The organism is Sulfurovum zhangzhouensis, from assembly GCF_030347965.1.
Lineage (GTDB): Bacteria > Campylobacterota > Campylobacteria > Campylobacterales > Sulfurovaceae > Sulfurovum > Sulfurovum zhangzhouensis.
In genome coordinates this window covers 1-1,553 of sequence record NZ_JAQIBD010000011.1, presented here as the reverse complement: position 1 = coordinate 1,553, position 1,553 = coordinate 1, and the positions used below count along the sequence as shown (strand labels likewise).

Sequence of the window (1,553 nt, the reverse complement as noted above, 5' to 3'; positions counted from 1 at the left end):
CCTTGGTCTTCCGGCGAGGGGGTTTTTCACCCCCTTTATCGTTACTTATGTCAACATTCGCACTTCTGATACCTCCACGGTGCCTCACAGCTTCCGCTTCAACGGCTTACAGAACGCTCCTCTACCATGCCCTAAGGCATCCGCAGCTTCGGTGTCTAGTTTGAGCCCCGTTATATCTTCCGCGCAGGCCGACTCGACTAGTGAGCTATTACGCTTTCTTTAAAGGGTGGCTGCTTCTAAGCCAACCTCCTAGCTGTCTAAGCCTTCCCACATCGTTTCCCACTTAACTAGAACTTTGGGACCTTAGCTGGCGGTCTGGGTTGTTTCCCTTTTCACGACGGACGTTAGCACCCGCCGTGTGTCTCCCATGATTGCACTCTTGGGTATTCGGAGTTTGCATCGGGTTGGTAAGTCGGGATGACCCCCTAGCCGAAACAGTGCTCTACCCCCCAAGGTGAGACATGAGGCGCTACCTAAATAGCTTTCGAGGAGAACCAGCTATCTCCGGGCTTGATTAGCCTTTCACTCCGATCCACAGGTCATCCGCTAGCTTTTCAACGATAGTCGGTTCGGTCCTCCAGTTGATGTTACTCAACCTTCAACCTGCCCATGGATAGATCGCCCGGTTTCGGGTCTACTCCCAGCAACTCAACGCCCTATTAAGACTCGGTTTCCCTACGGCTCCCCTACACGGTTAACCTTGCTACTGAAAGTAAGTCGTTGACCCATTATACAAAAGGTACGCAGTCACCGTCCGTAAACGGCTCCCACTGCTTGTACGTACACGGTTTCAGGATCTATTTCACTCCCCTCACAGGGGTTCTTTTCGCCTTTCCCTCACGGTACTGGTTCACTATCGGTCAGTCAGGAGTATTTAGCCTTGGAGGATGGTCCCCCCATATTCAGACAGGATAACACGTGNTCACAGGGGTTCTTTTCGCCTTTCCCTCACGGTACTGGTTCACTATCGGTCAGTCAGGAGTATTTAGCCTTGGAGGATGGTCCCCCCATATTCAGACAGGATAACACGTGTCCCGTCCTACTCGATTTCACTGTTAACGCTCTTTCGCATACGGGGCTATCACCCACTATGGCCACACTTTCCAGAGTGTTCTGCTAAAACGAAAACAGCTTAAGGGCTGCTCCCCGTTCGCTCGCCGCTACTAAGGGAATCTCGGTTGATTTCTTTTCCTCCGGGTACTTAGATGTTTCAGTTCCCCGGGTTCGCCTCTCAAAACCTATGTATTCAGTTAAGAGATACCCGCAAGCGGGTGGGTTTCCCCATTCGGACATGTCCGGATCAAAGTCTGTTTGCCGACTCCCCGAACCTTTTCGCAGGCTACAACGTCCTTCATCGCCTCTGACTGCCAAGGCATCCACCGTGCACGCTTATTCACTTGACCATATAACCCGAAGGCGTCTGATCAGTTGAATAGTTTAGTAACGATCGATTTCGCCGGTTGGCGCTTGTATCAAACAATACAAGACAATCTTTCAGATCCAATTTGTTAAAGAGCGTTTAAAGCATGAAGCTTTAAAAGATGAACTCTATG

General features: G+C 50.6%; 1 rRNA gene. It reads right to left on the bottom strand.

From position 1 onward, the window contains the following. Positions 1-1,403, bottom strand: a 23S ribosomal RNA gene (locus PGH07_RS11395); the annotation flags it as partial. Between the last annotated feature and the right edge of the window lie 150 nt (positions 1,404-1,553).